This is a genomic window from Actinophytocola xanthii (genome assembly GCF_001921205.1).
Classification (GTDB): domain Bacteria; phylum Actinomycetota; class Actinomycetes; order Mycobacteriales; family Pseudonocardiaceae; genus Actinophytocola; species Actinophytocola xanthii.
Genome location: NZ_MSIE01000076.1, coordinates 27,635 through 51,411 on the forward strand (window position 1 = coordinate 27,635; position 23,777 = coordinate 51,411).

28 protein-coding genes, 2 tRNA genes and 1 pseudogene are annotated in these 23,777 nt (G+C 71.0%); 13 read left to right on the top strand and 18 right to left on the bottom strand.

From position 1 onward, the window contains the following. Positions 1-80: 80 nt before the first annotated feature. Positions 81-692, bottom strand: coding sequence for a TetR/AcrR family transcriptional regulator (locus BU204_RS31715; RefSeq protein ID WP_075129481.1), 612 nt, complete (start codon positions 690-692; stop codon positions 81-83). A gap of 88 nt (positions 693-780) precedes the next feature. Here BU204_RS31715 and BU204_RS31720 point away from each other — a divergent pair, with 88 nt between their 5' ends. After that, complete coding sequence (locus BU204_RS31720; RefSeq protein ID WP_075129482.1) at positions 781-1,362, top strand: dihydrofolate reductase family protein; 582 nt, start codon at positions 781-783, stop codon at positions 1,360-1,362. Between the two features lie 6 nt (positions 1,363-1,368). Here the strand turns inward: BU204_RS31720 and BU204_RS31725 are convergent, their stop codons facing one another. Together BU204_RS31725 and BU204_RS31730 are read right to left on the bottom strand one after the other, a co-directional pair. Next, positions 1,369-2,004, bottom strand: coding sequence for a response regulator (locus BU204_RS31725; RefSeq protein WP_075129483.1), 636 nt, complete (start codon positions 2,002-2,004; stop codon positions 1,369-1,371). Between the two features lie 9 nt (positions 2,005-2,013). Beyond that, positions 2,014-3,129: a sensor histidine kinase gene (locus BU204_RS31730; RefSeq protein ID WP_075129484.1), complete on the bottom strand. Its 1,116-nt coding sequence runs from the start codon at positions 3,127-3,129 to the stop codon at positions 2,014-2,016. A gap of 121 nt (positions 3,130-3,250) precedes the next feature. On the opposite strand from BU204_RS31730, the gene BU204_RS31735 reads away from it, so the two are divergent. Next, positions 3,251-3,850, top strand: coding sequence for a hypothetical protein (locus BU204_RS31735; RefSeq protein ID WP_075129485.1), 600 nt, complete (start codon positions 3,251-3,253; stop codon positions 3,848-3,850). Between the two features lie 32 nt (positions 3,851-3,882). Here the strand turns inward: BU204_RS31735 and BU204_RS31740 are convergent, their stop codons facing one another. Then, positions 3,883-4,632: an SCO6745 family protein gene (locus BU204_RS31740; protein WP_075129486.1), complete on the bottom strand. Its 750-nt coding sequence runs from the start codon at positions 4,630-4,632 to the stop codon at positions 3,883-3,885. Between the two features lie 61 nt (positions 4,633-4,693). Further along, positions 4,694-6,079: a chromate efflux transporter gene (chrA, locus tag BU204_RS31745; protein WP_075129487.1), complete on the bottom strand. Its 1,386-nt coding sequence runs from the start codon at positions 6,077-6,079 to the stop codon at positions 4,694-4,696. Positions 6,080-6,137: 58 nt separating this feature from the next. Here chrA and BU204_RS31750 point away from each other — a divergent pair, with 58 nt between their 5' ends. Both BU204_RS31750 and BU204_RS31755 read left to right on the top strand, forming a co-directional pair. Then, the gene (locus BU204_RS31750; RefSeq protein WP_233160812.1) at positions 6,138-6,635 is read left to right on the top strand and encodes a Chromate resistance protein ChrB; all 498 of its coding nucleotides are present in this window, start codon (positions 6,138-6,140) and stop codon (positions 6,633-6,635) included. Then, positions 6,632-7,063: a chromate resistance protein ChrB domain-containing protein gene (locus tag BU204_RS31755; RefSeq protein ID WP_075129488.1), complete on the top strand. Its 432-nt coding sequence runs from the start codon at positions 6,632-6,634 to the stop codon at positions 7,061-7,063. The genes BU204_RS31750 and BU204_RS31755 overlap by 4 nt, the downstream gene beginning before the upstream one ends. A 12-nt stretch (positions 7,064-7,075) precedes the next feature. Here BU204_RS31755 and BU204_RS31760 read toward each other — a convergent pair whose 3' ends face one another. The 3 genes from BU204_RS31760 to BU204_RS31770 form a co-directional block, all read right to left on the bottom strand. Continuing rightward, positions 7,076-7,834, bottom strand: a complete 759-nt coding sequence (locus BU204_RS31760) for an ABC transporter permease (RefSeq protein ID WP_075129489.1) — start codon at positions 7,832-7,834, stop codon at positions 7,076-7,078. Further along, positions 7,824-8,741 carry an ABC transporter ATP-binding protein gene (locus BU204_RS31765; protein ID WP_075129508.1) on the bottom strand — a complete coding sequence of 306 codons (918 nt, stop codon included), beginning with the start codon at positions 8,739-8,741 and terminating at the stop codon, positions 7,824-7,826. Before BU204_RS31765 ends, BU204_RS31760 begins: the two co-directional genes overlap by 11 nt. Before the next feature lie 108 nt (positions 8,742-8,849). Continuing rightward, positions 8,850-9,302 (bottom strand): MarR family winged helix-turn-helix transcriptional regulator, encoded by a 453-nt coding sequence (locus BU204_RS31770; RefSeq protein WP_075129490.1) that lies wholly within the window; start codon positions 9,300-9,302, stop codon positions 8,850-8,852. A gap of 52 nt (positions 9,303-9,354) precedes the next feature. On the opposite strand from BU204_RS31770, the gene BU204_RS31775 reads away from it, so the two are divergent. Together BU204_RS31775 and BU204_RS31780 are read left to right on the top strand one after the other, a co-directional pair. Next, positions 9,355-9,954, top strand: a complete 600-nt coding sequence (locus BU204_RS31775) for a TIGR03086 family metal-binding protein (protein WP_075129491.1) — start codon at positions 9,355-9,357, stop codon at positions 9,952-9,954. A 5-nt stretch (positions 9,955-9,959) separates the two neighbouring features. Further along, positions 9,960-10,370 carry a RidA family protein gene (locus tag BU204_RS31780; RefSeq protein WP_075129509.1) on the top strand — a complete coding sequence of 137 codons (411 nt, stop codon included), beginning with the start codon at positions 9,960-9,962 and terminating at the stop codon, positions 10,368-10,370. A 31-nt stretch (positions 10,371-10,401) separates the two neighbouring features. On the opposite strand, the gene BU204_RS31785 is transcribed toward BU204_RS31780, so the two are convergent. Together BU204_RS31785 and BU204_RS31790 are read right to left on the bottom strand one after the other, a co-directional pair. Continuing rightward, on the bottom strand, positions 10,402-12,630 hold the full coding sequence (locus tag BU204_RS31785; protein WP_075129492.1) for a hypothetical protein: 2,229 nt from the start codon (positions 12,628-12,630) through the stop codon (positions 10,402-10,404). Beyond that, positions 12,627-13,505 (bottom strand): 5'-methylthioadenosine/S-adenosylhomocysteine nucleosidase family protein, encoded by an 879-nt coding sequence (locus tag BU204_RS31790; RefSeq protein ID WP_075129493.1) that lies wholly within the window; start codon positions 13,503-13,505, stop codon positions 12,627-12,629. The genes BU204_RS31785 and BU204_RS31790 overlap by 4 nt, the downstream gene beginning before the upstream one ends. Before the next feature lie 133 nt (positions 13,506-13,638). Between BU204_RS31790 and BU204_RS31795 the strand changes: the two genes are divergently transcribed. Then, the gene (locus BU204_RS31795; protein WP_075129494.1) at positions 13,639-14,385 is read left to right on the top strand and encodes an NUDIX hydrolase; all 747 of its coding nucleotides are present in this window, start codon (positions 13,639-13,641) and stop codon (positions 14,383-14,385) included. Positions 14,386-14,417: 32 nt separating this feature from the next. Here BU204_RS31795 and BU204_RS31800 read toward each other — a convergent pair whose 3' ends face one another. The 6 genes from BU204_RS31800 to BU204_RS31825 all read right to left on the bottom strand — a co-directional run bounded on the left by BU204_RS31800 (position 14,418) and on the right by BU204_RS31825 (position 17,210). Further along, positions 14,418-14,717 carry a hypothetical protein gene (locus BU204_RS31800; RefSeq protein WP_075129495.1) on the bottom strand — a complete coding sequence of 100 codons (300 nt, stop codon included), beginning with the start codon at positions 14,715-14,717 and terminating at the stop codon, positions 14,418-14,420. Positions 14,718-14,927: 210 nt separating this feature from the next. Then, complete coding sequence (locus tag BU204_RS31805; protein WP_075129496.1) at positions 14,928-15,329, bottom strand: hypothetical protein; 402 nt, start codon at positions 15,327-15,329, stop codon at positions 14,928-14,930. Then, the gene (locus tag BU204_RS31810) at positions 15,326-16,030 is read right to left on the bottom strand and encodes an SDR family oxidoreductase (protein ID WP_075129497.1); all 705 of its coding nucleotides are present in this window, start codon (positions 16,028-16,030) and stop codon (positions 15,326-15,328) included. The genes BU204_RS31805 and BU204_RS31810 overlap by 4 nt, the downstream gene beginning before the upstream one ends. A 3-nt stretch (positions 16,031-16,033) precedes the next feature. Next, positions 16,034-16,945: an RNA polymerase sigma-70 factor gene (locus tag BU204_RS31815; protein WP_075129498.1), complete on the bottom strand. Its 912-nt coding sequence runs from the start codon at positions 16,943-16,945 to the stop codon at positions 16,034-16,036. Positions 16,946-17,050: 105 nt separating this feature from the next. Beyond that, positions 17,051-17,122: transfer RNA gene (locus BU204_RS31820), tRNA-Arg, on the bottom strand. Between the two features lie 14 nt (positions 17,123-17,136). Further along, positions 17,137-17,210 (bottom strand) — tRNA-Arg (locus BU204_RS31825). A gap of 162 nt (positions 17,211-17,372) precedes the next feature. On the opposite strand from BU204_RS31825, the gene BU204_RS31830 reads away from it, so the two are divergent. Further along, positions 17,373-17,876 carry a MarR family winged helix-turn-helix transcriptional regulator gene (locus BU204_RS31830; protein ID WP_075129499.1) on the top strand — a complete coding sequence of 168 codons (504 nt, stop codon included), beginning with the start codon at positions 17,373-17,375 and terminating at the stop codon, positions 17,874-17,876. 52 nt (positions 17,877-17,928) lie between these two features. Beyond that, on the top strand, positions 17,929-18,684 hold the full coding sequence (locus tag BU204_RS31835) for a PIG-L deacetylase family protein (protein WP_075129500.1): 756 nt from the start codon (positions 17,929-17,931) through the stop codon (positions 18,682-18,684). A gap of 72 nt (positions 18,685-18,756) precedes the next feature. Here BU204_RS31835 and BU204_RS31840 read toward each other — a convergent pair whose 3' ends face one another. Then, the gene (locus tag BU204_RS31840; RefSeq protein ID WP_075129501.1) at positions 18,757-19,185 is read right to left on the bottom strand and encodes a hypothetical protein; all 429 of its coding nucleotides are present in this window, start codon (positions 19,183-19,185) and stop codon (positions 18,757-18,759) included. 240 nt (positions 19,186-19,425) lie between these two features. Here BU204_RS31840 and BU204_RS31845 point away from each other — a divergent pair, with 240 nt between their 5' ends. The 4 genes from BU204_RS31845 to BU204_RS31860 all read left to right on the top strand — a co-directional run bounded on the left by BU204_RS31845 (position 19,426) and on the right by BU204_RS31860 (position 22,794). Next, positions 19,426-20,592 (top strand): PucR family transcriptional regulator, encoded by a 1,167-nt coding sequence (locus BU204_RS31845; protein WP_075129502.1) that lies wholly within the window; start codon positions 19,426-19,428, stop codon positions 20,590-20,592. A gap of 86 nt (positions 20,593-20,678) precedes the next feature. After that, on the top strand, positions 20,679-21,791 hold the full coding sequence (locus BU204_RS31850; protein WP_075129503.1) for a WD40/YVTN/BNR-like repeat-containing protein: 1,113 nt from the start codon (positions 20,679-20,681) through the stop codon (positions 21,789-21,791). After that, on the top strand, positions 21,788-22,087 hold the full coding sequence (locus BU204_RS31855; protein WP_233160813.1) for a MoaD/ThiS family protein: 300 nt from the start codon (positions 21,788-21,790) through the stop codon (positions 22,085-22,087). The genes BU204_RS31850 and BU204_RS31855 overlap by 4 nt, the downstream gene beginning before the upstream one ends. 110 nt (positions 22,088-22,197) lie before the next feature. After that, a complete protein-coding gene (locus BU204_RS31860) occupies positions 22,198-22,794 on the top strand; it encodes a cadmium resistance transporter (protein ID WP_075129504.1) in 597 nt (198 codons plus the stop codon). 42 nt (positions 22,795-22,836) lie between these two features. Here BU204_RS31860 and BU204_RS31865 read toward each other — a convergent pair. Then, a pseudogene (locus BU204_RS31865) lies at positions 22,837-23,662 on the bottom strand (IS5 family transposase); the annotation flags it as partial. Positions 23,663-23,777 lie beyond the last annotated feature (115 nt).

Genomic DNA, 23,777 nt, shown 5'->3' on the forward strand with positions numbered 1-23,777 from the left:
GAAAACCGGCACAGCACCCCGTCGCTCCGAAAAGGACCTAACTGACCTGGCAATAAATGTCGTCTCGCGTTTTTTGGACGTCAGGCTCCGCCCCGGAAGGGGTTCGCCGGCTCGTCCGGCTGTCCGGCCAGCAGCCGGTCCACCAACGCCGTCACCAGGTCGCGGCGCTGCTGGTCGCTGAGCAGGTCGGGCAGGGTGAGGCGTTCCATGATCAGCCAGTTCAGCGCCAGCCACAGGAGGACGACCATCGTGCCGTCGCCGGGCAGGCCGGACTTCTCGTGGTAGGCGACGTTGAACTCCACGTCCGCGCGGATCCGGTCGGTCAGCACGGCGCGTAGCTCGGGCCGGCGCGCGGCTTCCAACCGCAGTTCCAGCAGGGCCAGGAAGCCGGTGGGGAACGCGGCCACGCGGTCCACCAGCTCGTGCATCAACTCGGTGACCCGGGCCCGGTCGCGCGGCCCCCGCAGGCCGTCCCCGATGACCGCCTCGTCGAGCAACCGCTCGTACACCCGTTCACCCGCCTGCGTGAGGATGTCGGCACGGCTGGCGAAGTAGTTGGACGCCGTGCCGGCCGGCACCCCGGCCTGCTGGTCGACCGCGCGGAACGTGAGCCCGCGCGCGCCCTCGCGAGCCAGGACCTCGATCGAGGCGTCGAGCAGCGCCGCCCGGCGCTCCGGGTTACGTCGGACCATGCCTTGACACCACTCCAGTCGTAGTACTAACGTCCAAACCACTTCAAGTAAAGTACTACATACGGAGTTATTCCGACAGGGGGACGACATGCGCAAGCTCGTGTACTTCGTCGGCGTCAGCGTCGACGGCATGATGGCGGGCCCGGCCGGGGAGGTCGACTTCTACCCGGTCGCCCCGGACATGGTCGCCCACCTGCGGTCGGAGTTTCCGGAGACCATGCCGACGCACGTCCGGCCGCACATCGGAATGAGCCTCGACGTGCCGAACAAGCGGTACGACACCGTGGTCATGGGTCGCGGCACCTACCAGCCCGCGTTGGACGAGGGTGTGGCCAGCCCGTACGCGCACCTGCGGCAGTACGTGGTCTCGCGGTCGCTGACCGGGGTCGCCGACCCGGCGGTCACGCTCGTGCCCGGCGACCCGCTGGCGCTGGTGCGGCGCCTCAAGGCGGAGGAGGGCGGGCTGGACATCTGGCTCTGCGGCGGCTCCGACCTCGCCGGCCAGCTGCTGCCGGAGATCGACGAACTGGTGGTCAAGTCCTATCCCGTGGTCGCCGGCGGCGGCCTGCCGATGTTCACCGGCGGCTTCGCGCCGCGCGGGTTCGCGCCGACGGACGTCCTGGCGTTCGGCCACGGCACCACGATCACCACCTACCGCCCGACCACCTGAGCGCGGTCACAGCACGCCGTGGTCGCGGGCGTAGATGGCGGCCTGGGTGCGGTCACGCAGCCCGAGGCGGCCGAGGATGCGGGAGACGTGGTTCTTCACGGTCCCCTCGCTGAGGTAGAGGCGGGCCGCGATCTCCCGGTTGGTGGCGCCCGCCGCGACCAGCCGCAGCACCTCGGTCTCCCGGTCGGTCAGCATGGCGACGGGCGTGGAGCCCGGACGGGTGGACAGCGCCGCCGCCACGTGTCTCGCCGCCGCGGCGTCGAGCTGGGTGACCCCGGCATGGGCCAACCGCACCGCCTCGGCCAGCTCGGCGGCGGGCAGGTCCTTGAGCAGGTACCCGGCGGCGCCCGCGCGCAACGCCTGCACGACGTACTCCTCGTCGTCGAACGTCGTCAGCATCACCGCCCGGCACCCCGGGGCACGCCTGTTCAGCACGGCGACCGCGTCCACCCCGTCCATCCCCGGCATCCGCACGTCCATCAGCACCACGTCGGGCGCGAGCGCCAGCGCCTTCTCCACGGCCTCCCGGCCGTCCGCCGCCGTGCCGACCACCTCGATGCCGGGCCGGATGCCGAGCAGGGACGCGATGCCCTCGCGCACCAGCCGCTGGTCGTCGACTACCAGCACCCGCACGACAGCCATGACACCGCCTCAGCCGATCCGCTCACCAGCCGAGTATCGCGACCGCGGCACGGTCACCGTGACCCGCGTCCCCGCACCCGGACGGCTCTCGACCGTGCACTCCCCGCCGACCAGCGCCGCCCGCTCCCGGAGGCCGAGCAGCCCGAACCCGCTCCCGTTCGCCGCGGCGGGTTCGAAGCCACGGCCGTCGTCGCTCACCTCCAACCGGGTGGCCGCCGCGCCGAAGGCCACCGACACCGACACGCGGCTCGCCCCGGCGTGCCTGCGGGCGTTGGTGACCGCCTCCTGCGCGACGCGGTGCAGCGCGGTCACGCTCGCCTGGTCGAGGTTCGGCTCGTCGCCGTCGACGCGCACCGTGACCGAGTCGTCCTGCCCGGCCAGCTCGGCGAGCGCGGCGCGCAGGGTCGGCGGCCCGGTGCGCAGCGCGCCGACCGAGGTCCGGACGTCGCGCAGGGCGTGACGCACGGACTCCCGGGCGTCGGACAGCGCCTGCTCCGCGGCCGCCGGGTCCCGCGTCCGGAACTCCGCCGTCTTCTCCAGCTGGATGGCGACGGCGGTGAGGTGGTGGCCGAGGCTGTCGTGGAGATCGCGGGCCAGCCGGTTGCGTTCGGTCGCCACGGACAGCTCCGCCACCCGCGCGGCGGCCCGCCGTTCCCGCGTCGCGACGTCGGCCATGGCGATCGCGAGGACCAGCCCCATCCCGAACATCAGCAGGTCGGACAGGTACGTCGCGTCCCGGTACCAGCCGGGCACCCACACCGCGTAGCCGGCGACGAGCAGCGCGAGGCAGAGCCCGCCCAGAGCCAGGCCGACGGCACGCCCGAACCTCAGGTACGCGGCGAACGGCACCAGCACGAACAACGCCCGCGACAGCCCCGACTCGTCCAGCGCGGCGACCGCGAAGTACAGCCCGAGCCGGGCGAGCAGGAATGCGACCGGTATCCGGTCCAGCCGCCGCTCGACGAGGTCCAGCACCACCAGCGCCGCGATGCCGGCGACGAACCCGCCCAGCCGCGGCAGGTTCCCGTCGCCGAGCCCGACGAGCGCGTAGTACAGGCCGGCCACCAGCACGATGGCGTGTACCGCGCCGAACACCCACGCCACCCCGGGCCCGACCTTGGTCACCGACCGAGGCTACGGCGCGGCAGGCGCCGCTGTCGCGTGCCGGACGGCACATGACCTCCGGCGCCGCGGTGTGGCCGCCCGACACTGTCGCCGGCCCGGCCGCCGTTCGTAGCGTCGGCCCATGATCTCCCCAACGTTGTCCCGACTCGCCGCGTGGTGCGGCGTACTCGCCGGACTGTGCATCCTCGTACCCGGCCTGGTCGAGGGCTTCGCCGGCGAGACCGCGCCGACGAGCGTGGCCCTCGGCCTGTCCCCCGCGCTGGCACTCCCCCTGCTGACGGCTCTCCACCTGCGCCAGAGTGACGCGACGTGCCGGTTCGGGGCGGTGGCCTACACGGTGAACCTCGTCGGCCTCGGCCTGTTCGGCGGCGCGGCGTTCACCCTCAACATGGCCTTGTTCTACCTGGACGAACCGGTCGTCGATGACCTGCTCGCCGGGCCGACGATGGTCGCCCTGCTGGGCAGCGCGCTGGTGTTCGCGCTCGGCGCGGCGCTGTTCGGGGTCGCGACGGTGCGCGCCGGGGTCCATCCGCGGGTGCCGGCCGTGACCTACACGCTGGCGATGCCGCTGCTGGCGGTCGCCGCCCGGCTACCGGACTCCCCGGTCACCAGCGCCGTCCACGTCGCGGCCGGCGCCGCGATCGCGTGGCTCGCCGTGGCGCTCACCGCGGAGAAGACCTCCGCGCCGGCCGCCGGACGGCTTGCCGTGCCCGGCGCCTGACCGCGGCCGACCAACGGTGGGAGCCCGCTGGCTCACGTGAGGCCGGCGTGCTCCCCCAGCCGCGCGACCAGTCCGGCGAACTCGGCGCGTTCGGCCGGGGTCAGCGTGCGCTCGTAGCCGGCCGCGGCGAGCTCGTCGGTGATCCGCTGCGCCTCCGCGTGCCGGTCCACGAGGTGGCCGCAGTCGGGCAGCTCGTCGCGCCAGCCGAAGAACCGCGCCTGGTCCGCGCCCTCGTTGGTGAGGATCGCCTCCAGCGGAGCGAGACCCGCCGCGGTCGTGGCGACCAGGTGCACCGAGCCGCGCCACTCCCGCAGCACGTGCACCAGCTGCAGCATCCGTCCGACCCCGCCCTCGACGCGCGGCTGCGCCCGCCAGCCGGCGAACAACGGCAGGGCGGACTCGTCCACCCCGGCCACCACGCGCTCCGCCAGCTCCGACAGGCGGTCCGCGTGCGGGAAGCCGGCCAGGTGGTCCTCGGCCCACGCCGCGCACGCCTGCGCGTACCGACGGGCACCCTCGGCCGGGCCCGCGACCGCCAGGCCGCGGCCCCACATCTTCCGCACCAGTCCCGGGTCCCACCACCCGAACGCCGCGACGACCACGCCGGCGTCGACGTCGCCGAGCACCCCGCCCCGACCGGCGAAGTAGAACGCCCGCCCCTTCCCGTAACCGAAGGCCTCGCCGCGGGCGGCGGTGTCGGGATGGAGCATCCACAGCGATCCCACGTCGTGCAGCACCCGGTCCGCGGCGTGGACGGTCTGGCGCCCGGTCAGCTCTGGCATGGCCGCGACCCTACCGTCCACAGCAGCCGCGGGGTCCGAGGTGCGGACCCCCGCCGGACGGTCAGCGCACCGGCAGGCCGACAAGCGCGGCGAGGATGCCGAGGGCCGCGCAGACCCCGAGGACGCGGAGAACCGACCACCCGCGAACGAAGATCAGCACCAGCGCGACGACGGTGATCCCGGCCGCGACGGGCTGGAAGGACGTGAGGTCGGGGAGGGTGATCCGCAGCGGGCCGGCCTCGTGTGTCGCCGACTCCCGGAACAGGGTGTGCACGGCGAAGTACAGCGCCAGGTTCGCGATCACGCCCACCACCGCGGCGGTGATGCCGGTCAACGCGGCGGAGAGAGACCTGTTGTGCCGCAGCCGCTCCACATAGGGCGCGCCGAGCAGGATGAACAGGAAGCACGGCACGAACGTCACCCACGTCGTCAGCAGCGAGGCCAGCACCCCGGCCACCCACGGGTCCAGGCCCCCCGGGTTGTGGTAGGCGCCGAGGAACGCCACGAACTGCACCACCATGATCAGCGGACCGGGAGTGGTCTCGGCGAGCGCGAGCCCGCGGACCATGTCGCCGGCCGAGAGCCAGCCGTAGACCTCCACGGCGCGCTGGGCGACGAAGGCGAGCACGGCGTAGGCGCCGCCGAAGGTGACCAGCGCCGTGCCGGAGAAGAACAGCCCCTGCTGGGTGAACACGCTGCCCATCCCGGTGAGCACCGCCACCGCGACGACGGGGGCGGCCCAGACCACGAGCCCGACCGCGAGCACCCGCAGGCCGCGGCGCGCGGAGGGCTGCTCGTGGTGCAGCGCGTCGTCGGAGATCAGTGGGGCGGGACCGTCGTCCTTGGCGTCGCCGCCGGGGGTGACGGTGTGCGGGGCGTACCGGCCAAGCGCCCATCCCGCCACCGCGGCGCCGGCGACGACCACCGGGAACGGCACACCGAACAGCGCCAGCGCACCGAAGGACAGGCAGGCCAGCGCGACCAGCGCCGGGTGGCGCAGGGCACGCCTGCCGACCCGCAGCACGGCCTGGGCGACGATGGCGAGCACCGCGGGGGCGAGCCCGGCGAACACGGCGGCCACGGCCGTCGTGTCGCCGAAGGCCACGTAGATCGCCGAGAGCGCCAGCAGGGCGAGCATGCCGGGGAGCACGAACAGGGTCCCGGCGATCAGTCCCCCGCGCCGGCCGTTGAGCAGCCAGCCGACGTAGATCGCGAGCTGCTGGGCCTCCGGGCCGGGCAGCAGCATGCAGTAGTTCAGCGCGTGCAGGAACCGCTGCTGCCCGATCCACCGCTTCTCGTCGACCAGGGTGCGCTGCATGACCGCGATCTGGCCCGCCGGACCACCGAAGGTCTGCAACGAGATCAGGAACCAGGCCCGCACCGCCGTCCGCAACGGGATGACGTCACCGGGCACCGCCTGCCGAGAAGCCGTCTCGTGATCCGCCACGGGATGATGTAACCACGGTTGCGTCGCCCGGTGCTAGGCTGACCGCATCGTGGAACGGGTGCACACGCGACGCCCCGAGCAGCGGCCGGACGAGTGGGTGCTGCTCTCCTACCGGCTGCCCCGCGAACCGTCGACGCCGCGCATCACCATCTGGCGCAAGCTCAAGCGCCTCGGGGTCGCCCAGATCTCCGACGGTCTCGTCGCGCTCCCCGCCGACGCCCGCACCCGCGAGCACCTCGACTGGCTCGCCGACGAGATCCTCGAGGCCGGCGGGGCGGCCACGGTGTGGCTCGCCCAGCCGACCAGCCGCGCCCAGGAACGCGAGCTTGCCGCCGCCATGGCCGACGCGCGCGCCGCCGAGTACCGCGCGGTCCTCGCCGAGGCCGCCCGGGCGAACGGCCTGCCGACCGCCGAACGGAATCGTGTGCTGCGCAAGCTGCGGGCCGAGCTGCGCCGCATCAACCGTCGCGACTACTTCCCCCCACCCGAACGACGCGCGGCGACCGAGGCCGTCGCCGCCCTCCACGCCGACCGGAAAGAGGACACGGCATCATGAGATGGGCCACCCGGGCCGGGATCCACATCGACCGCGCCGCCTGCGCCTGGCTCATCCGCCGCGACATCGACCCCGACGCCGAGTTCGTGTTCCTCGACGACCCGACGGACCTCCCCGCCGACGCGACGCCCTTCGACATGCGCGGGGTCGAGCTCGGCCACCACCGCGGCGACTGCAGCTTCGAGACCATCCTGCGCCGCTACGAGCTGACCGACCCCACGCTGTGGCGCATCGCCGAGATCATCCACGAGGCCGACCTCGACGACGAACGCTACGACGCCCCGGAGGCCCCCGGCCTCGACGTGATCCTCCGCGGCCTGTCCATGACCGGCGACGACGCTCGTACCCTCGCGGTCACCCAGGCCATCTTCGACGGGCTCTACGAGTACTTCCACCGCCAGCACCGCCTCGGTCGCGAACCTGCCTGACGCGCCACGAGGTCACTCCCAGCGGAACCAGAGCACCACCGACACCAGACCGACCACCGTCCACAGGCCGAGCAGGCTCCAGTAGCCGGCAGGCACGCCGTCTCCTGCCGAGAGCGCCGACCGCAGCCCTTCCGCGAGCGCGGTCACCGGCAGCAGCTGGGTGCCCTGGACGACCCCGGCCGGCAGCGGGAACACCACGTTGCCGAACACGATCATCAGCAGGTAGGTCAGCTGCGTCGCCCCCGCGGTCGTCTCCGGCCGCAACCGCCCGGCCATGATGAACGCGACACCGGCGAAGGCCGCCGTCGCGAGGGCGACCAGCCCGACCGCGCCGAGGACGCCGCCCGCGTGCGGACGCCAGCCGAACAGCATCCCGGCGCCGACGAGCAACACCAGCTGAGCCTCGATCAGGACCACGACCGAGCCGATCTTGGCGAGGAGCAGTCCCCACGAGGGCAGCGGTGTCGCACCGAGGCGTTTGAGCACCCCCTGCCCGCGTTCGTACCCGGTGGCCGTGGCGAGACCGACGAACGCCGTCGCCATCACGGCCAACGCGATCGCCCCGGGCACGACGTACCCGAGGCGATCGGCCGTGGGAAGCCTGACCACCTCGGTCAGCCCCACTCCCAGCAGCGTGAGGACCGGCGGGATCACCATGATCACCAGGGTGTCCACGCGCCGCAGGGTGAGCCGCAGCTCCATCGCGGTCTGGCGGAGGATCACCACGGGCACCGGGACGCGGCCCCGGCTGGGAGTCAGGTCAAGTGTCACAACCGGTCACCGCCAGGAAGACGTCCTCGAGACTCGGACGAACCGTCCGTACGTCGGTGAGCACCGCGTCGTGCCGGTGGCACCACCTGACCACGGTGTCCAGTACCGCACCCAACCCGTCCGGTCCCAGGTCGGCGATCTCGTACTCACCGGGCGCCAGCTCGACGATCGACAGGGTGAGTTCCTCGACCGGCAGCCCGGCCCGGGTACGGACGAGCACCCGCTCGATGCCGGCCGCCGCGGTCAGCGCGGCGGGTGAGCCGGCGACGGCGACCTGGCCGTCCCGCATGATCACGACCTGGTCGGCCAACCGTTCGGCCTCGTCGAGGAGATGGGTGGTGAGCAGCACCGCGACCCCGCTGTCGCGCAGCTGCTCCACGAGCTCCCAGGTGGTGTGCCGCGCCGCGACGTCCATCCCGGCGGTCGGCTCGTCGAGGAACACCACCGCCGGGCGTCCGACGAGCGCCATCGCCAGGTGCAGCCGCTGCTTCTCGCCGCCGGACAGCCTGCGGTACTCGGTGCGCAGGAACGGAACCAGCCCGAGCCGCTCAGCGAGCTCACCGACGTCGAGCGGCTCGGCCGCGAACGACGCCAGCAGCGACATCATCTCCCCCGGCCGCGCCAGGGGGTGGGCGCCACCGGACTGCAGCATCACGCCCAGGTGCGGGACCACCAGCTCGTGGTCGAACCACGGGTCCCGGCCAAGGACCCGGACCCGTCCACGCGAGGGCGGCCGATACCCCTCGCACACCTCGACCGTGGAGGTCTTGCCCGCGCCGTTGGGCCCGAGCAGCGCGAGCACACCACCGAACGGCACCTCGAACGACACCCCGCCGACCGCGGTCCGCGAGCCGTACCGCACGACCAGGTCCGCGACCTCCACGGCCGTCTCGCCTGCCGCGCTCACCACTCCCCCTACCGTCTCTACGACGTGTCGTAGTAATGCGGGACGTAGTAGACCACGCGTCGTCCGCAGCCGCCGGAGCCGGGGTGAGAACGCGTGTCTCGCGGTGGCTCACTCCCTGTCGTCGGACTGGGATCGACCGGGTGCGGTCAGGTCCGCGAGCTGGTTCAGGACCTCGATGAAGGTGCGGCGCTTCGCCGGGGGTACCGAGGCGAGGAACTCGGCCTCCATCGCACGGATGTCGACGCGGCAGGAGGCGAGCACCGCGCGGCCCTCGTCGGTCAACGCGACTACCCGGTTGCGCCTGTCGGTGGGATCTGGGGTGCGGCTGAGCAACCGCCGGGACTCCAGCCGGTCCAGGATCGGGATGAGCCGTGTCTTGTCCCGGTGCACCGCAGCCGCCAGTTCGGCCTGGGTCGGTGCGGCAGCGGACTCGAGGGCGCTGAGCACGGTGTAGTCCCACATCTCGATCTCGTGCGCGCGCAGGATCGGTGTTTCGGCGTCGATCATCATCCTGGTCAGGCGGGCGAACGACGCTCCGAGGTCGTGGCGCTGTCCCGTCATGGTTACGACCATACACGTTGACTAATCATCTTCTACAGTAGATAGTCTGCCCATGCATATCATTGACCTCCATCGTCGCGCACTCGACGCCGTCCGACCGATCGTCGCGCGAGTCCGACCCGCCGACCTGGACCGCCCGACCCCGTGCGCCGGCTGGGACCTGCGGACGTTGTTGTCGCACATGATCGGCCAGGACCATGGTTTCGCCGCCGCCGTGCTGGCTGACGTGTCAGCCGAGGCGTTCGCCCCCCGCACACCCACCATCGAAGCCCACGAGGCCGGCGCCGCCGCGGTGGTCGCGGCGTTCGCCGCCGCCGACCCCGTCCGGCAGGTGCTCCTGGCGGAGCTCGGCGGCCGCCGTTTCCCACTCCCCAGCGTGATCGGCTTCCACCTGCTCGACACGCTGGTCCACGGCTGGGACGTGGCCGTCAGCCTCGACACGGGTGTCGACTACGACGACGACCTGCTCGCCGCCGCACAAACCCAGGCCGAACTGGTGCCCGCGGGACCCGCCCGCGCCCCTGCGTTCGGCCCCATCCTGCCGATCGCGGACGAGTCCACCGCCTGGGCGCGCACCCTGGCCCTGCTGGGCCGCGATTCACACTGGACAGTGGAGCGTTCACCATCGGCGCGCACTCCTGCGGGGCGGTGAACCAGATGACCGCGAAGATCACCCGCATCAATCCTGATCAACTGCACAAGCCACCGGGTTACCACCACGTCACCGTCGTGGAGGCCGGGCGAACCGCCTTTCTAGCTGGCCAGTGCCCGATCGACGCGTCAGGTGCGCTGATCGGCGAGGGTGACCTGAACGTCCAGATCGACCAGATCGCGAAGAACGCTGTGATCGCGCTCGCCGCGGTTGGCGCGCAGCCGAGCCACGTTGTCCGCACGGTGGTGTACGTGGTCAGTGCCGACAGGTCGGTGCTTTCCGCCGCGTGGGACCGGCTGACCCACTCACCTGTCGGGGCCGCGTTCACCACCGCGAGTACCTTGCTCGGGGTCGCACAACTCGGGTTCCCCGGCCAACTCGTCGAAGTGGATCTCACCGCGGCGCTGCCAGCATGACAGTGCTGTGTGGACCGGGTCGACACCGTCCTCAGGACCGTTTCGACGCCTCGATCCGGAGGTGCTCGGCGGCCGGCGGGAGCGCCTCCCGGCTCATGCGGCTGCGCTGCCAGTCCCGCCACCGCCGTTCGCGCAGGTCCCGTTCCCAGGCGACCCACTTCCGACCTTCGGCCGCGATGGCCTCGAGGATGTGCAGGGCGACCATGACACCGGACGCGTCGAGTTCCACCTTGTCCAGGTACGACTGGTCCTCGTCGGCCGACTCGCCGAGTTCGCCGTCGACGTTGTTCACCACGATCTCGATGTCCTGCTGGTGCACCAGGGACAGCCGAAGCAGGCGGCGCAGCACCAGGGACCTCCGGTCGGTGCGGAGTACCTCCGATCCCCGGTACACGATGTGCTCCTGCCCCTCCTTGTCGGAGGTGTAGCCGAACTCGATCACGTTGACCGAGGCGAGCGCGTCGTAGCCGAACGAGGTGCGCCGTTCGTGGTAGATCGTCCCGGTCTCGAAGTCGAGGTCGAACTCCACCTCGCGAACGCCGTTCTCGGTGAGGAGGAAGACCAGGACCACGTACTCCGCGTAGCGGAACGGCCCGTTGGCCACCCTGGCTCGCTTGGCGCGCCGTTTGCCCTCGGTGAGCACGATGTGTGCGATCACGTCGCGGTTGTTGAGGCGGCACTGGGTGATCGCTCGCGACTTCAGGTAGTTCTTGTCGTTCTCCAGCCAGGTGGCCATCTCGATGTCGGTCGGCCGGTCGCACAGCCGCTCCCGCCAGCGCTCGTACTCCCGCAGCTCGTCGGCGAAGAGCTGGTCGAGCTCGACGTGTTCCCGCGCCATCGCCCGACGGTGCGCGAGGGCGGTGGCGAGGTTGACGCAGGCGACGCAGCCCGCGACGAGCGCCACGATCGACAGCGCGGTCGGCGCTGGTGCCACCCGCCTCGCCGCGTCGACCAGGACGATCGCGCCGATGCCTGCCACCGCCCAGCCGCAGGCGAGGCCGAGAACCGCCGACTTCTCCGGCCGCAGTGTCGTGCCGGGGTCGACCAGCGTGTCCGCTCGCCACCGTTCGAAGGTCTGCCTGGCATGCCACCGGATGAGCCAGTTCAGGGTCGGCGGCGGCACCGCGCGGTAGGCGTACAGCCGGACCAGCCGGGCGTAGAGCGCTGCCTGGGTCTCCGCGGTGTCCGCGCGCCACTTCTCGGTGTTCAGGGTGGCCGGCCGGTCGGGTGAGAAGTACCGCAGGGAGATGTAGCCGCTGGAGAAGTAGTAGCCGATCCGCCGGCGGATCTCGTTCGCCCGCTTGTACGGTTCGGGCAGGGCCTTGTAGGACCTGTCGTAGCGGTTCAGCGGCTTGGGAAGGTCGTCGTGGTCCGCCTTCATCCGGCGCCGGATGCCCGGCGTGTACACGACCGACGCGAACAGGACCGCCATCGTCGCGCCGAGCAGGACCAGAACCACGGGCAGCACGAGGAACCCGACGCCGTCGGCGGTGGCCACGCTCGCCCCGAGGGCGAGGACGGCGCCCGCGGCTCCGAGCACCGCCCGTATCCGGGCGACCGACCGCACGCGACCGTGTTCGAGGGGGATCGGTGAGGCGGGCTGCGGTCTCGTCGGGTCGGAATGGAAGTACTTCCACGCCCGTTCGGTCCGGTTGTCCTTCAGCCGGCCGGCCGCGACGTTCTGGGCGTTCAACCGGTCGATCTGGTCCTGGGTGATGCCGTCGCGAAGCATGTCCAGGTGGCGGAAGATCTCTTCCTGGCGCGCCCACGGGACCGCCTGGATGTCGACCAGGGCGTCCGGGTCCCCCGACCGCGTGCCGGTCTCCTCGGCGAGCGCCAGCGCGCGCCGAGCCTGGTCCTTGACGACATCGAGGGCATCGGTCCACTCGTCGGGGTCGAAACGCTGCGCGGTGAGCACCGCGCGTTCGAGCTTGTCCAGCTCCGGCGGCCCCAGCTGGTTGACCGGCCGATGGCTGAGCACGGACAGCGCGTAGTAGTAGGCGACCTCGGTGGTCTCGAAGCCGGCGTCCAGTGCCTGGCCGATCAGCTCCTCCGCCACCCGCGGAATTCCGCCGTCGAGGTGGTTGAGCGCGACCCGGTACTTCCGCTCGGCCGAGTCGTCGCCGGCGACCTGGTAGATCGTCTCGTGCTTGTGGAAGACCGCGTCTCCTTCGACGACGCCGATCTGGTTGTCCACCTTCGCGTTGTCGCGTGCGGTGTTCTCGACTCCCGGCTCGGTGGCCGACCGGTCCTCGGTCATGACCTGCCCTCCCGTCGGTCCGCCGTGCCGAACTGGACCGGCCCGTGTACGACCCCGATCTGGGCGACGACGTTCGCGTGCCCTGATGCGGTGTTGGTGACCGTGTGGCCCTTCGGCGGGCGCCGCTCGGCGCTGTCCGCGTCCGCCTCGGGGTCGAGCCGGGCGACCACGGCAGCCGCGAACGCCGCGGCGTTGTCCGCGGCCACCTGCGGTGCCCCGGTCCGGTCGGTGACCCACTTGTCGCCGCGCGCGTGGTCGCTGATGCTCCGAATTGTGATCATGGGAGTGGCCCGGTGGAGCTGGCTCGCCTTCGCCGCACCGGCGCTTTCCATCTCGATCGCGACGGCGTCGGCGTAGTGCTCCCGGAGCTGGACGGCGGCCGCGGAGCTCGTCGAGTCGAGGACGACCTCTCCGGCCGCGACCGGAGCGAAGACGACATCCGGTCGGCGCGACCGGGGCTCCGCCTCCGGCCACCAGCCACCGTCGCCCTCGACGTGCCGTGCCACCTGTTCGAGGTGGTGCGCGGCGTCCCAGGCTCGCGGGCGGGCGCGGAACCCATGGTCCTCGCTGGTCCCGCCGTGGTAGCCGTAGACCCGCGTCGCGACAACGACATCGCCGAGCTGGAGCCAGTCCCGCAGTGCTCCGGCGATCCCGACGAACAGCACCGCGGCCGGGCGGAACTCGGTGATCGCCCGTTCGGTGAGCGCGGCCGCCGACGTGTTGCCCTCGCCGAGGACGGCCAGGGCGATCGGCCGTCCGGCGAGGGTGCCCACGGTGAACAGCGTCCCGGCGGGGTGGCGGTGCACCTTCTCCTCGGTCACCCGCCGACGAACCGCCTGGTACTCCCGTTGCAGTGCGGTGAGAAGCACGATCATCAGTCTGCCCCCGACCTGTCCGTCGCTCCGGCAGGGAAAGCACGAGAATAGGCCGAGTCCCCCTTACCGTCAATATGACGCTTAGAGCTGCCGCGTTGTCGTCAAGCTGACGAAAACCGTTAGACTCGCGAACATGCCTGTGGACCAGCCTTGGGAGATTCCTCTGGTGGCGGTTGCCGTCGACCTCGCGATACTCACTGTCCGGTCGGGACGGTTGGAGATCTTGCTCGTGCGTCGGGGGATCGAACCGTACCTCGGTTCGCTCGCCCTGCCAGGGGGGTTCCTGGCCTCGCCCGAGGAGGACCTCGACGCCGCGGCCGCGCGGGAGCTGACCGAGGAGACCGGGCTCGCCGCGAAGGGCCTGCACCTGGAACAGCTGGGTGCCTACGGTGCGCCGGACCGTGATCCGCGGGGCCGGGTGGTGACGGTGTGCTACCTCGCGCTGATGCCGGATCTGCCCCTGCCGGTGGCCGGTGGCGACGCGCGGTCCGCCGAGTGGGTACCCGTCCAGCGCGTCCTGCGCCGCAGGGCCGGGGTCGCCTTCGACCACGCGAAGATCATCAAAGACGCCGTCGAGCGCGCGCGAAGCAAGCTCGAGTACACGACGCTGGCAACCGCGTTCTGCTCACCGGAGTTCAGCGTGAGCGAGCTGCGCCGGGTCTACGAGATCGTATGGGGCCAGCCGATCGACCCCCGCAACTTCCATCGCAAGGTGACGAGCATCGAGGACTTCCTGGTGCCGACGGGGAAGTACACGACCCGCGACGGTGGCCGGCCCGCCGCGTTGTACCGCCGCGGGTCGGCCACCCTGCTCCATCCGGCGATCCTCCGCAACGGGACGGGACGGAGGCAGCTCGCGCGGCTTCGGCAGGCCCGGTAGCCCTCAGGCGCCGCCCGGGCGAGACCTGGTGGTCAGTGGCAGTTGGTGAGGTTCTGGTCCGGCACCCAGCCCGACCGCACCCAGTCGCTGCCGTGCCCGTACCACCACCAGAGCCCGTCGGCGTAGGCCGGGGTCGCCCCGTCGATGCGGAACCCGCCGCCCGCCGGAATGGTGCCGATGACGCCCGAGAAGCCGGGCAGTATCCGGACCCAGGTGTTCTGGTTGACGTTGCACAGCGTCGCCGCCGCGGAGGCCGAAGCCGAGGCCGTCCCGGCGGAGGCGACCGTGGCGGTCGTGGCGAGCGCGAGTCCCGCCAGGACGGCTGCGGTCATGCGGCGTAACGATCTCATCGGAGTCATGCGGTTCCTTTCACCCGAACAGTTCGGGGACATCATGGCCGCTTCAGGCTCCGATCGCGCGCTTTTTCACAGCAATTTCTGTGAGGCTTTTCATAACATTTCAGTGCATTTGACAGAATGTGCAGGCGAGTATTCCGGCCATGCAGTCGCCCTTGCGGCTGTTCGAACACGATGTCTGACTGATCAGCTGGACCGGGGCCGACGCAGGGTGCGGGCCAGCAGGGCGAGCGGGAGCGCCACCGTCACGCCCAGGGCGAGGGTCTGGCCGATGGCGGAGCCCACCGGGAAGTGGTCGAGGTGTGTCGCGTGGAAGACGAAATGCGGCACGGTGAAGACCAGGTTCGCCGCCAGGGCCGTGCGCACCAGCCGGCGTTCCAGGGTCACGGCCGCCACCACCAGCACCGACACGTACGCCAGGGTCAGCGCGCCGACATCGCGCATCAGGTGCTCGTTGTAGGGCGGCAGCAGGGACACCCACGGGGTGGCCGCGGTCGGGAAGTCGTCGTAGAACCACCTCGGCGCGAACAGCTGCACGAGGCCGGCGAGGCCCTGCGCCACCGCCAGGAAGACCAGCCCGGCCCTCATCGGCGCTCATCCACGTACTGGGCGAACGTGATCTCGCCGCCGGGGGTCCCGGTCAGGTGGCCGCCGTCCCGGTAGGCACGGAACGTCCTGCCCGGGAGCCGGTAGCGCACCACGCCCTTCCCGCCGTACGTTCTCGCCAGCGTCTCGAACGACAGCACCTCCGGGCCGCCGAGGTCCTCCACCCGGCCGCGCGGCGGCCCGGTCACCAGCGGCGCCAGGTGGGTCGCCACGTCGCGGACGTCGATCGGCTGGACGCGGAGGTCGGGGACCGGGACCACCGGCAGCCTTGACACTGCCGCCAGATACGCCCGCACCAGGTCGTGGAACTGGGTGGTCCGCAGGATCGTGTGCGGCAGGCCCGACTCCGCCAGCAGCCGCTCCACCGCGAGCTTGCCCCGGTAGTACGAGTTCGGCACCCGGTCCACGCCGACGATCGACACGTACACCAGGTGGGCAACGCCGGCCCGTCTCGCCGCGGTCACCAGCCGGCAGGCCGCGGCCACGTCCCGGCGGCCCGTGTTGCCCGTCGCCAGATGCACGACGACGTCCACGCCGGCCACCGCCGCCGCCACGCCCTCCCCCGTGGACAGGTCCGCCACGACGTGCCCGCGGCGGCTCATGATCTGGACGTCCTCGCCGGCCAACGCGGGCACGACCGCCCGGCCCAGCCTTCCGGTTCCTCCGGTCACCAGGATGCGCATGGGTCAGGAACCGGGCAGGCCGGTCATTCGTGACAGCTGTTCCGAGAGGTAGGCCAGCTTCGCCGGGTTGCCCATGATGTGGAGGGCCGAGATCCGGTCGTCCTCGATCGTCAGGGCCATCACCCCCAGGACCGTGCCCTCGGCTGCCGCCAGGACCGCCGGGCCGCCGTTGACCTCGGCGAACCTGAACGTCAGCGTGCCAGGGACCATGCGGAAGCCGCCCGCCAGGTAGCGGGCGACCCTCGCCCGTCCCTCGATCGGACGGCGGGCGGTGCTCACCTCGCCGCCACCGTCCGCCCAGGAGACCACGTCCTGCGCCAGGAGGGTCTCCAGTGCCTCCAGGTCGCCGCCCTGAGCGGCCGTCAGGAAGCGTTCCGCGAGGTCGGCGCGGCGTTGCGGGGTGGCGTGGAAGCGGGCGCGGGGTTCGGTCAGCCGCTGGCTGGCTCGCCGGTACAGCTGGCGGCAGTTCGGCTCGGTCAGGTCCACTGTCTCGGCTATCTCCCGGTACCCGTAGCCGAACGCCTCCCGCAGTACGAACACCGCTCGTTCGGATGGGGTCAGCCGTTCCAGGAGCACCAACATGGCCAACGATACCGAGTCACGCTGTTCCACTGTCTCCAGTGGACCCAGTGCGCCGTTCTCGGTGAGTACGGGTTCGGGCAGCCACGGGCCCACGTAGCGCTCGCGCCGCACCCGCGCCGACGTGAGCCGGTTCAGGCACAGGTTCGTGATCACCTTCGCCAACCACGCCGGCGGGTTCTCGATCTCGGCGGCGTTCGACCAGCGCAGGTATGTGTCCTGCACGGCGTCCTCGGCCTCCGCCGCGGAGCCGAGCAGCCGGTAGGCCAGGCCGAACAAGCGACCGCGCTGGGTCTCGAACTCGGTGAGCGACCGTGCCGCCGGCGTGCTGGCCATACGTCACCCTGCCACGCCGCGCCGCCGGCCGTACGGCAGGTCACCTACCCGCCGCCGGGCCTCGTCCACTCCGGCATCGGCCGCAGTGGAGGACGTGAGGTGACGTGCCCCCAGCAGGAGTCGAACCTGCATTGCCGGCTTCGGACGCCGGAGTCGTATCCGTTAAACCACAGGGACTTGCGGGATCGTCGTGCCCCTGCCAGGACTCGAACCTGGCGCCTCCGCGTTCGTAGCGCGGCGCTCTGTCCAACTGAGCTACAGGGGCCTTGGGCAAAGAAAAACCGCCCGGATCGGTGTCCCGACGGGCGGCTCCGCGACATGACGACTAGCAGGTCATGGTGGGGAACCACAGGGCGCGTCAAACGTGTTTCCCGCCCGGCGAAGGGAGACGCAGCGACGTTCGAATTCGAAGCAGTAGGCTTCCGCCATGCCCGACGCACCGCCGCCGTCGCTCGACCCCGTACAACTCGGCGCCTACTTCACCCTCATCGAGGTGACCAGCCTGCTTCGCCACGCGGTGGAGCAGCAGCTGCGCGAGGCCGGCAACCTCAGCTACGTGCAGTTCCAGCTGCTGGCCCGGCTCGGCGACTCCCCCACCGGCAGCCACCGCATGACCGACCTGGCCGACGGCGTCGTCTACAGCCGCAGCGGTCTGACCTACCAGGCGGGCCTGCTCGAGAAGGCGGGCCTGGTCGTGCGCGCCCCCTCCCCCGACGACGAGCGGAGCGTCACGGTCACCATCACCGACGCCGGGCGCGCACTGCTCGCCGAGGTGCTCCCCGGTCACATCGAGGTCGTCAGCGGACTGCTCTTCGAGCCGCTCTCGCCCGCCGACGTACGGGCGCTCGCCGCCCTGCTGGCGCCGGTGCGGGACCACATCAGGGCCGCGCCGCCGCGCTCGGCGGCATCACGTCGCCGGCAGGCTCAGTAGGTCTCCCGACGCCCAGCCGGCGCCAGGACCCGACACCCGGAAGGATGCCGACATGGTGTTGCCCACTCTCCCCGAGGAGTCCTTCCACCGCGTGCTCTGTGTCGTCGCGCACCCCGACGACATGGAGTACGGCACCTCCGCCGCGATCGCCCGATGGACCGCGAGCGGTATCGAGGTCGGTTACCTCCTGCTCACCCGCGGTGAGGCCGGTATGCCCAACCCGCCCGAGGAGACGGCGCGCCTGCGTGTGGCCGAGCAGCGAGCCGCCTGCGACGTCGTCGGCGTCGGGCGCCTGACCGTCCTCGACCATCCGGACGGCGTGCTCGTCTACGGCCTCGACCTGCGCCGCGACATCTGTCGGGAGATCCGCCGGTTCAGGCCCGACGTCGTGCTCGGCACCGGTTACGAGATCGAGACGCCTTTCGGCTTCGACCAGGCCGACCACCGCGCGGCCGGCCTCGCCACGATCGACGCCGTGCGCGACGCCGGCAACCGGTGGGTCTTCCCGGAGCAGATCGACGACGAGGGCCTCGAACCACACTCCGCGCGCTGGTTCGTCGTCCCGGGGCTCCCCGGCTCCGGCGCCACCCACGGCGTCGACGTCACCGGCGAGCCACTGCGCCGCGGCATCGCCTCGCTCGAGGCGCACGCCGCGTACCTGGCCGCGCTCCCCGACCACCCCGCCCCCGCCGACCTCATCCCGATGTTCACCGCGATGAACGGCAAGGCCATGGACGTCGAGCACGCCGTCCTGTTCCGTGCCCACGACCTCCAGGCACCACCCGAATTCCTCACCGACACCGCGTAGCGGTGACCACCGACCCGCGCGGCGGAACCGCGGTTCACCGGAGGCGGCGAACCGCGGTTCCGCACTGGTCTGCTACGAGAGGCTCTGGTAGTTGAAGGTGACGAACTGGGCCGGCGCACAGCTCAGGTTGAAGTTGTAGGTGCCGAAGGCCCACAGGATCGGCCCGAACACCCGGCGCCCGTCCGCGCAGTTCATGATGACCTGCATCGATCCCGAGCTCACCGTGCAGGTGAAGCCCGCGGTCTGGAACGGCGGCAGGGCCGAGTACCGACAGGTGAAGACGGCCCGGGCGCCGGCGGCGCTGTCGGCCTTCCCGCTGACGGTCGTCAGCGTCGTGGCGGTGTCGGAGACACCCGACAGGACGGTCGAGTCCGCCCCGGCCGGCGCGGCGGACGCCCCGGTCGGGGCGATGAGGAACGCGGCGAGCGCCACGGCCAGAATGAGCAACGGTCTGACCGCCATCGCGACAATGGAGTCAGGTCCGGTGAACGGCTTACGCATGAATTCTCTCCTCGGGATAATCCGGTCACGTTCCCGGCCATTTCGTTTTGACCGAGGGCGTCATCGTCACAGCGGCGACGCGGCGGCAGCTACGTGACTGGGGGTGAACCTCGCCGGTCCACGCCGAGATCGGATTGTCACTTTCCCGGGTACGCGCGGTACGCGTCCAGTCGAAATCCAGTCCCACGAGTAAGCCTCGTCGTGGGCTGGTCAATGGGCGAAAGCAGCGAGGAAAACGGGATGGATGGCCTTTTCACATTGCTGTGGGACCGCGTACACAGCAACGCGCGTCGTGCCGTCGACGTCTACGTCAGCGAGCTCCCCGACTTCCGCGCGGCGGCGGAGGACCCGCGGGCCCGCGCCTCGATGGTGGACTTCGCGGTGCTGCTCAGGCGTCGGACGATCGAGCTTGCCGCCGACGGCGCCCCGTTCACCCAGCGGGACCTCGGCATGCTGACCGCCTTCGGCGAGGAACGCGGGGCGCAGGGCGTGTCGATGAGCTCCCGGCAACGGGTTCTCGACCTGCACGACGTCCTGACCCTGCGCGAGATCCACGAGGCGGCCGGGCTGAACGAGGTCGACCACGTCACGGACCTGATCGGGTGGCTCCCGGCCAACGGCCTGGCCGGGCACAACGCCTACAACCAGGGTTTTCTCAACGGGCAGAAGCGCTCGGTCCCCTTCGTCCGGCGGATCCAGGACCTCGCGGGCACCCTGCTCGCGGACCTCTCCGTGATACCCGGTCTCGCGGAGACGCTCAACGTGCGACTCGCCGATCGGTACGTGGTCACCGTCGTGCGGGTGTCGGGCCCTGTCACCCCGACCGACCAGAGCCGGGACGAGATCGTCGGCGCCCTGGCGAGGCGCCACCACGCGCCGATCACCTGGCGCGAACCCGGCGAACTGGTCGCCCTGCTCCCCTGCGACGACACCGCGGCGGCGGAGGAACGGGCGTTCGGCCTCGTCCGCGACCTCGCCGAGATGGTCGAGCGGCCCTGCTCGGCCGGCGCGGCCACCGGACGCGTGCACGCGTTGGCCGACGCCCTCGCGTTGGCACGCCAGGTCAGCTACGAGGCGCCGGCGGAGACCGTGCCGCGCCGGCTGCGGACGATGGCCGACGTCTTCGTCGAGCTCGGCGTCGCGCAGCTGCCGCAGGTCGACGAATGGCTTCGCGGGATCGCCCGACGGCTCGAGAAGGGCCCGGACCTGGTGACCACGCTCGACACCTACTACCGGTACGACATGAACCGGCTGAATACCGCCGGGGCGTTGCGCATCCACCCGAGGACCCTCGACTACCGCTTCCGGCGAACCCGGGAGCTGGTGGGGATGGATCCCGGCTCGGTGCAGGGCGTACGCGTGCTCAGCGCCGTGGTGAGCCGCCTGCTCGCGGGCCGCTGGAGCTGACGGCCCACGCGCCCGACGGCGGTTGTCGGTGCCCGGTGCCACACTGTGCCCACACCACGGAACAAGTGGCTTCGGAGGAGGTAGTGATGACCGGTGTTCGTGTGCTCGTCGGCACCCGCAAGGGCGCGTTCGTGCTGACCTCGGACGGTACGCGTCGGGACTGGGAGGTGTCCGGGCCGCACTTCGGGGGCTGGGAGATCTACCACGTCGCCGGGTCCTCCGCCGACCCGGACCGGCTGTACGCCGCGCAGTCCACGGCCTGGTTCGGGCAGCTCATCCAGCGCTCGGACGACGGCGGGAGATCCTGGCGCCCGATCGGCAAGGAGTTCGCCTACGACGGCGACCCCGGCACGCACCAGTTCTACGACGGCACCCAGGTGCCCTGGGAGTTCAGGCGGGTGTGGCACCTCGAACCGTCGCTGTCGGACCCCGACGTGGTCTACGCGGGCATCGAGGACGCGGGGCTGTTCCGCACCACCGACGGCGGGACGACTTGGCACGAGCTGCCGGGGCTGCGCACCCACGGCACCGGCCCGTCCTGGCAGCCGGGCGCCGGCGGGTTGTGCCTGCACACGATCCTGCAGCACCCGACCGACCAGCAACGGCTGTTCGTGGCGATCTCCGCCGCCGGGGTGTTCCGCACCGACGACGGCGCCAAGACCTGGACGGCGACCAACCGCGGCCTGGTGTCCGACGGCATCCCCGACCCCGACGCCGAGGTCGGCCACTGCGTCCACCGGCTCGCGATGCACCCCTCGCGACCGGACACGCTGTTCATGCAGAAGCACTGGGACGTCATGCGGTCCGACGACGCCGGGGACAGCTGGCGGGAGATCAGCGGCAACCTCCCCAGCGACTTCGGGTTTCCGATCGCGGTGCACGCCCACGAGCCCGAGACCGTCTACGTCGTCCCGATCACCAGCGACTCCGAGCACTATCCGCCCGAGGGCCGCCTACGCGTGTACCGCTCGCGCACCGGTGGCGACGAGTGGGAGCCGCTGACCACCGGCCTGCCGCAGGAACACTGCTACGTCAACGTCCTACGCGACGCGATGGCCGTCGACTCCCTGGACGACTGTGGTGTCTACTTCGGAACGACCGGCGGCCAGGTCTACTGCTCGCTCGACTCCGGCGACTCGTGGTCGCCCGTCGTGAGCAACCTACCGTCGGTGTTGTCGGTGGAGGTGCAGACGCTGTGAGCGTGCGGGTGAAGCTCCCCACCCACCTGCGCCGCCTCGCCGGCGTCGACGGCGAGGTACGCCTCGACATCGCCGAGGAGATCACGACCGACACGGTGCTGGCGGCGCTGGAGGAGCGTTACCCCGTGCTCCGCGGCACCATCCGCGACCTGGCCACCGGCCGCAGGCGCGCCTTCGTCCGCTACTTCGCCTGCGAGCAGGACCTCTCCCACGACCCTCCCGGCACCCCGCTCCCCTCCCGGGTGGCCGACGGCTCCGAACCGTTCCTGGTGGTGGGCTCGATGGCAGGAGGCTGACAAGCCCGCCGCCCACGCCATGGCGCCGTGCCGACGGGATTCCGGGCGGTGAGCGACGCCGACATACACCGCGTGTGCGACCGGAGAGCGCGGTGTCGGGAGGACTCGGGGTGGAGTTGGGGCTGGTCGGTCAGGCCGTTGGCATGTTCGCGGTGACCAACGTCGACGACCTCGTGCTCCTGGCGGTGTTCTTCGGTCGGGCCGCCGGGCAGCGCGGCGGTGCGGCGCGGGTGGTGGCTGGGCAGTATCTGGGGTTCGCCGCGATCCTGGCCGCCTCGGTCGTCGGGGCGCTCGGGGCGGGCCTCCTCCCGGAGTCGGTGATCCCCTATCTGGGGTTGCTGCCGTTGTTGCTGGGGCTTCGTGCGGCGTGGCGGACCTGGCGTGAACGTCACGACGCTGACGACGAGTCCCCTGGCACGGGCGACGGCCCGACGGTGCTGGCCGTCGGGGCGGTCACCTTCGCCAACGGCGGTGACAACATCGGCGTCTACGTGCCGGTCTTCACCACCGCAGGGATCCGCGGCCTTGTCGTGTTCGTGGTGGTCTTTCTCGCCCTGGTCGCCGTCTGGTGTGCGCTCGGCCGCTTCTTCGCCACGCGACCGGTGGTCGCCCGCGCGCTGGCGCGTCGGGGCCACATCGTGCTGCCCATCGTCCTGATCGGCATCGGCCTGTTGATCCTGGTCGAAGGCGGAGCGTTCGAACTCTGAGAGGGCATCTGATCTTGGTTTAGGTGGCGATGTCCGTTTTGAGTGGCTCGTACGCCAGGTTTGGGTGGATTCACCAGTCAGTTCGCGGCTCATTTTGTCAGCCATGGCCCAGAGGATCATCGCGCGTGAGCGCTGCGGCAGGGCTTCGTTGTCACGGACGAGGCGGCGGTTCTGCATCAGCCAGCCCAGGGTTCGCTCGACGATCCAGCGTCGGGGCAAGACGTGGAATCCTTTGGTGTTGGGGCGTTTGACGACCTCGACGCGGATTCCTTGCTGGGCTCCGTGGCGGATGACGGTGTTGTTGTAGCCGCCGTCCACCCACGCTGTGGTGACACTCGGGTGCGCCGGCGAGCTGATCCAGGACCTGTTGTCCCCCAATGGAATCCTGCACCGAGGCGGCAGTCACAATCGCGACGAGCAACAGTCCCAGCGCGTCGGTGGCGATGTGCCGTTTCCGGCCTTTGATCTTCTTACCCGCGTCGATTCCCTGACTGGTTTCGCTGACGTTGCAGGAGGTCTTCACGCTCTGCGAATCAATGATCGCCGCGGTCGGGGTCGCCGCTCGCCCCTTCGCCAGGCGAACCTGCTGACGGAGCAAGTCATGCAGAGTCTCAGTTGTGCCGTCAGCTTCCCACTTGGCGTAGTAGTCGTAGACCGTCTTGTAGGGCGGGAAGCCGTGCGGCAGGTACTCCCACCGAATCCCAGTCCGGCACACGTACAGGATGGCGTTCACGATCTCCCGCAGGTCATGCACCCGCGTCACAGCGCCCGGCCCGCGCCGCGCCGCCCGCCACGCGGTCATCGTCGGCTCGATCAACGTCCACCGAGCATCGGACAAGTCACTGCGATACGCACGCCGACCACCCACACGTTGATCAAGCTACCAACAGCGCCCCGAACCGGACATCCCGCCACCAACCAAGATCAGATGCCCTCTTAGAGCCTGTTCCTGAACTTATTTGGTGAGGCGTTGGCTGGTGATG